This window comes from Vulcanococcus sp. DEBay_Sum22DG08_74 (assembly GCF_017852955.1).
In the GTDB taxonomy this organism is placed as follows: Bacteria; Cyanobacteriota; Cyanobacteriia; order PCC-6307; family Cyanobiaceae; genus Vulcanococcus.
In genome coordinates this window covers 1-5,361 of record NZ_JAFMKL010000110.1, presented here as the reverse complement: position 1 = coordinate 5,361, position 5,361 = coordinate 1, and the positions used below count along the sequence as shown (strand labels likewise).

The following is a 5,361-nucleotide window of genomic DNA, read 5'->3' as shown; positions in this document are numbered from 1 at the left end:
CGGGAATCGAACCCGCATCATCAGCTTGGAAGGCTGAGGTTTTACCACTAAACTAAGCCCGCAGCAGTACAAACGCACTAGGAGCGTTCGGTGCTGAACGCCAGCGGATCGGGTTTCGCGCTGACTAGAGCATTATGACCTGCGTTCGGGACAGCGTCCTTGGCCGCCACGCCTCAAGCCCCTAGCGATGCCGTTGATCTGCGGGGCAGACCACGTCAACGCTTGCTCTGGGCCTATGGCCTCGGGGACGTCGGCACGGGCATGGGCGCCTCCCTGATTGGCTTCTATCTACTGCGCTTCTACGTCGCCGCGGGTCTTCCCCCCTGGCTCGCCGGCCTGGCCTATGGGCTCGGGCGGCTTTGGGATGCCGTCAATGACCCGATCGTCGGCTGGCTCAGCGACAAGACCGTCAACACCAAACTCGGCCCACGTCTCCCCTGGATCCTCTGGAGCGCCGTTCCCCTGGGTGCCTCCATGGCACTGATGTGGTGGCTGCCCCCCTGGGACAACATCTGGACCAAGTTCTGGGTCTTTTTGGTGGTCTCCGTAGTCGCCAACAGCCTCTACACCTGCGTCAATCTCCCCTACACAGCCCTTGCGGCCGAACTAACCACCGACGTCGGACTGCGGACCCGGCTGAACACCTCCCGCTTCACCGGCTCGATCCTGGCCACGATCACCGCGGCCCTGCTGGCGGGGGTGCTGGTGAGCGATCTTCGTGATCCCTCCACCTATCTGCCGGTTGGCCTGGTCTCGGGCGTGATCATCAGCCTCTCGGGCCTGCTCTGCGGTTGGGGCCTGCTGCCGGCCGCCCGCAATTGCCAACGGCCTGAACCCACCCCCGGAACCACCCGCAAGTTGCTGCGGCGGGTGGCCCAGAACGGCCGCTTCTTAATGGTGCTGGCCCTCTATCTGCTGCTCTGGTGCTCCCTGCAGCTGATGCAGGCCGTCTCACTCTTCTTCCTTCCGGTCGTGCTCCAGGTGCCCGAGGGGCTGAGCAAATTGATCCTGTTGCCCTTCCTGCTCAGCTCCCTTGGGGGGCTCTGGCTCTGGAACAACGTCTCCCATCGGGCCGGACGCCTTCAGGCCCTGCGCCAGGGGGGGCTGCTCTGGATCATCGGCTGCCTTCTGGTGATGGTGCTCCAGCCCCTGAACAGCAGCCTGCCCCTGCTGGCCACCGGCAACCTGCTGAAGCTGGTCCTGCTGGTGGTCACCATCGTTTTGGCCGGCATCGGCGCCTCGACGGCCTATCTCATTCCCTGGTCGCTGCTGCCCGATGCCATCGACGCGGACCCGGAGAAGCCCGCCGGGCAGTACAGCGCCTGGATGGTCCTGGCCCAAAAGGTCTGCATCAGCGTCGTCATTGCCCTGTTGGGCATGGTCCTCAGCGCCAGCGGTTACGACGAAGCCCTCGCCAACACCGCCCAACCAGCCAGCGCCCTAGTGGCGATCCGGCTGTGCATGGGCATCATTCCCGCAGTGTTGGTGGTTCTTGGGCTAGTGGTGACGCGCCGCTGGCCCGAGAGGGGCCTGCATCTTCAAGCCAGCTAGCCACCCCATCGCATGCCTGCCCGCCGCCTTCCCGCCTGGCTTCGCCCCCGCTGGCTGACCCGCTTGGGGGAAAGCCTGCTGATTGGCGGTCAAGCCGTCTCGGCCCTGGCCAAGGGCCAGATCAACCCGAATGACCTCATCGCCGAATTGATGGAGGCCGGTCCCGGCAGCTTCCTGATCATCCTGATCACCGGCCTGGCGGCAGGCACGGTGTTCAACATCCAGGCCGCCTCGGAGCTGGTCAAGCAGGGCGCGGGATCAACCGTGGGCGGGATCCTGGCCCTGGGACTGGCCCGTGAAATCGCACCGATCCTCACCGCCACCCTGGTGACCGGAAAGGTGGCCACGGCCTATGCCGCCCAACTGGGGACCATGAAGGTCACCGAACAGATCGACGCGATCACGATGCTGCGCACCGACCCGGTCCAGTACCTCGTCGTCCCGCGTCTGCTGGCCATGGTTGTCATGACCCCTGTCCAATGCCTCGCCTTCTTCGGGGTGGCGATCTGGTCGGGTCAAGTCAGCAGCGCCATCCTCTACAACATCCCGCCGGATGTCTTTTGGACCTCCGTGCGCGGCTGGATGCAGCCCTCGGACCTGCCGGCGATGCTGCTGAAGGCCGGTGTCTTCGGCCTTCAAATTGCTGTGATCGCTTGCGGCTGGGGCCTCACGACCAGGGGCGGCCCCAAGGAAGTCGGCACCAGCACCACTGGCGCCGTGGTGATGATCCTGGTGACCGTGTCCTTGATGGATGTGGTCCTGACCCAATTGCTCTTCGGTTCATGAGTCCTGCAACCGTGACTGGATCCGGTCCGAACCCTGATCAGGGCACGATCCTGGCCCCGCGGATCTGGGTGCCCCTGGGGGTCCTGCTGCTGGGCTTGGCCTGCCTGCTGCTCAACGTTTGGGCCGCCGCGCTGGTCAGCGTCTTTGGCCTGTTCCTGCTGGTCCAGAGCCAGATCCTGCGCCTGCAGTTCTGCGCTGAGGCCCTGATCGTCTGGCGGGGCGAGAGCGTCCTGCGCCGCTTCCCCTACAGCGAATGGCTCAATTGGACGGTGTTCTGGGGGCCATTCCCTGTGCTGTTCTATTTCCGTGAACAGCAGAGCATTCACTTCCTACCCGTGTTGTTTGATGCCAACAGCCTGCGCGAGCAGCTCAACCGCCACGTGAGCGCCCAGCCATGAGCGACGACGCCACCAACACAACACAACCGGACGACTGGACGGCCCTAGCCACCAGCGAACTGCGGCAGCAGCGCGATGCCCTGCAGCAGGAGATCAGCGAGCTGAGCAGCCGCCGGGATCAACTGCAGCAGGAGATCCAAAGCAGCTTTGCCGGCCAATCCGACTCCATCGCCCGGCGGGTGAAGGGGTTCCAGGACTATCTGGTGGGAGCCCTCCAGGAACTGGCGGTCTCCGCCGAACAGATGGAGCTGGTGGTCCAGCCCCTGGTGGTCCAGCCCTCTCCCTTGGATCAAGCCGCCGCAGCCGAAGCCCAAGCCACAGCGGCGGCTGAGATCCCTGCTCCGGCACCGGCGGGGCTGTTCAGCAATGACGAAGCGCTGATTCGCGATCGCCTCGAGAGCTTCCAAGGCCAGGCCGACTTCTACGCCGATCCCTGGAAACTGCGCCGGAGCCTGGAGCCCGGCGGCGCGGCCCTGTTGGAGGACTGGTTCCTGGCCCAAGGGGGCCGCGGAGCCCAACCCAGCTGCGGCAGCCGCAACCGCAATACCCTGACCACCGCCGCCGCCATCTCGATCCTGGGCGAGCTCTACGGCGAGCGCTTCCAGACCTTGGTGCTGGCGGGGATGCCCGAGCGCCTCGGGGAATGGCGCCGGGGCCTGCAGGATTGCCTGGGCCTGAACCGCGAAGACTTTGGGCCCAGCAGCGGCATTGTTCTCTTCGAGCGCGCCGATGCCCTGATCGAACGGGCCGACCGCCTGGAGGAGCGCGGCGAACTCCCCTTCATCGTGGTGGACGCGGCCGAGCCGGCCGTCGAGGTGCCGATCTTGCAATTCCCGGTCTGGCTGGCCTTTGCCGGCAGCCCCACCGAGCTCGCCCTGGAGGATGACCTGCTGTGACCGACTTCGTGATCGCGCCTCTGCTCACCCTGGTTCTGGCCTACCTCTTGGGCTCGTTCCCCAGTGGCTACCTGGCGGGGCGTTGGCTCAAGGGAGTCGACATCCGCACCCTGGGATCCGGCTCCACCGGCGCCACCAACGTCCTACGCCAAATCGGCAAGGGCCCCGCCTTGGTGGTGTTCCTGATCGATGTGCTGAAGGGCACCGCCGCGGTGCTCCTGGCCAAAGCCCTACTCCAGCCCGATGGCACCAACGCCCTGAGTGATTGGTGGGTGGTCGCCTCCGGTTTAGCGGCGTTGGCCGGCCACATCTGGCCCATCTGGCTGGGCTGGCGTGGGGGTAAGGCCGTTGCGACTGGATTGGGGATGCTGCTGGGCCTGGCCTGGCCCGTCGGCCTGGCCACCTTCGGGGTCTTCCTGACGGTGATCAGCGTCAGCCGCATCGTCTCCCTCTCGAGCGTGCTCGCCGCCCTGAGCCTGCCTCTGCTGATGCTGGCGCGCTTCGCCTCCCTGGGAGAGGCGATCCGTCCGGCCTACCTGAGCCTCTCGATCGTCGCGGCCGTACTGGTGATCTGGAGGCACCGCAGCAACCTGAGCCGGATCGCTGCGGGCACCGAGCCCCGCCTGGGGGACAAGAAAAAAGAGGCCTAACCGAGCGCGCGGCTGCGCTCTGCGGCGGCCACGACAGCCTCAATCAAGGCCGAACGCAGCCCCGCTTGCTCGAGGGCGCGGACCCCGGCAATGGTGGTGCCGCCCGGGCTGGTCACCATGTCCTTGAGCTGGGCGGGATGCAACTGCTGCTCATGCAACAGCGCGGCGGTCCCCGCCAAGGTGCGATGGGCCAGGTGCAGAGCTTGCGCCCGCGGCAGGCCGGAGGCCACCGCCCCATCCGCCATGGCTTCAGCCACCAAGGCCACAAACGCGGGTCCCGATGAGGTCAGCGCGAGGAAAGCATCGAGCTGCGTTTCAGGCAGCTCCAGCACCTCACCCACCTGGGCAAACAACTCCAGCAGCCAATCCTTCTGCTCGGCCTCAAGACCCTCGCCCCAGGCCAAGGCCGTCAGGCCAGCGCGCACCAGGCAGGGGGTGTTGGGAACGGAGCGCACCACACGCCAGCCGGGGAACAGGCGCTGCAAACGCTCGAGCTTCACCCCCGCCAACACGGAAATCAGCAGCGGCGATACACCGGGAGCGGGGGCTGGAGCCGCGGCTGCCACGGCCTCGAGCTGCTGAGGCTTCACCGCCAGCATCACAACCGGAGCCGCCCAGGCTTCACGGCCATCGACGCTCACCGAAAGGCCCGCGTGCTCAGTCTGTAGACGGTGGGCCGAGGCCTGGGAGGCGACGACGGCGCGCACCGAAGCACGCTGCACCAGGCCGCTCTCCAGCCACGGAAATAGCAAAGCCTGGGCCATGCGGCCCAGGCCAATCACCCCGAAGGTCGAGGGGGAGGTGAGGCTCAACCGACGTTCGCGCCGTACTCACGGCCCCAGGCGGGGGTGGGGGCGATGTCCTGCTGGGGCTCATCAACGCTCTCGCGGTGAGCCACGGTGGGGGCAGAGGCCTCTTCACTGCCGGCGCTGGTGACGGTGACGCAGCTCGGGGCAAACAGGAAGATGCTCTCGCCGACACGCTCTTGGTGTCCGTCGATGGCGAAGGTGCCGCCGGCCACGAAGTCAACGGCGCGCTGAGCCTGATCGGGCTCCATCATCGTGAGGTTGAGGATCACGG

7 protein-coding genes are annotated in these 5,361 nt (G+C 66.4%); 5 read left to right on the top strand and 2 right to left on the bottom strand.

Features of this window, described 5'->3' with window-relative positions; all coding sequences use genetic code 11:
* Nucleotides 1-159 precede the first annotated feature (159 nt).
* The 5 genes from QZ184_RS09895 to plsY are packed head-to-tail and all read left to right on the top strand — an operon-like array spanning nucleotide 160 to nucleotide 4,281.
* On the top strand, nucleotides 160-1,551 hold the full coding sequence (locus QZ184_RS09895) for an MFS transporter (protein WP_156797823.1): 1,392 nt from the start codon (nucleotides 160-162) through the stop codon (nucleotides 1,549-1,551).
* Between the two features lie 12 nt (nucleotides 1,552-1,563).
* Complete coding sequence (locus tag QZ184_RS09890) at nucleotides 1,564-2,337, top strand: ABC transporter permease (RefSeq protein WP_010315145.1); 774 nt, start codon at nucleotides 1,564-1,566, stop codon at nucleotides 2,335-2,337.
* On the top strand, nucleotides 2,334-2,735 hold the full coding sequence (locus QZ184_RS09885; RefSeq protein WP_296419381.1) for a DUF3119 family protein: 402 nt from the start codon (nucleotides 2,334-2,336) through the stop codon (nucleotides 2,733-2,735). The genes QZ184_RS09890 and QZ184_RS09885 overlap by 4 nt, the downstream gene beginning before the upstream one ends.
* Nucleotides 2,732-3,631: a DUF3086 domain-containing protein gene (locus QZ184_RS09880; protein ID WP_296419378.1), complete on the top strand. Its 900-nt coding sequence runs from the start codon at nucleotides 2,732-2,734 to the stop codon at nucleotides 3,629-3,631. Before QZ184_RS09885 ends, QZ184_RS09880 begins: the two co-directional genes overlap by 4 nt.
* Entirely contained in the window at nucleotides 3,628-4,281 is a 654-nt protein-coding gene (plsY, locus tag QZ184_RS09875; RefSeq protein WP_010315139.1) for a glycerol-3-phosphate 1-O-acyltransferase PlsY, read from the top strand. The genes QZ184_RS09880 and plsY overlap by 4 nt, the downstream gene beginning before the upstream one ends.
* Here the strand turns inward: plsY and proC are convergent.
* Complete coding sequence (gene proC, locus QZ184_RS09870; RefSeq protein WP_296419374.1) at nucleotides 4,278-5,093, bottom strand: pyrroline-5-carboxylate reductase; 816 nt, start codon at nucleotides 5,091-5,093, stop codon at nucleotides 4,278-4,280. The two genes, plsY and proC, sit on opposite strands and share 4 nt — an antisense overlap.
* On the bottom strand, nucleotides 5,090-5,361 hold a 272-nt coding region (sepF, locus tag QZ184_RS09865; RefSeq protein WP_296419372.1), incomplete at its 5' end, for a cell division protein SepF. The genes proC and sepF, both read right to left, overlap by 4 nt.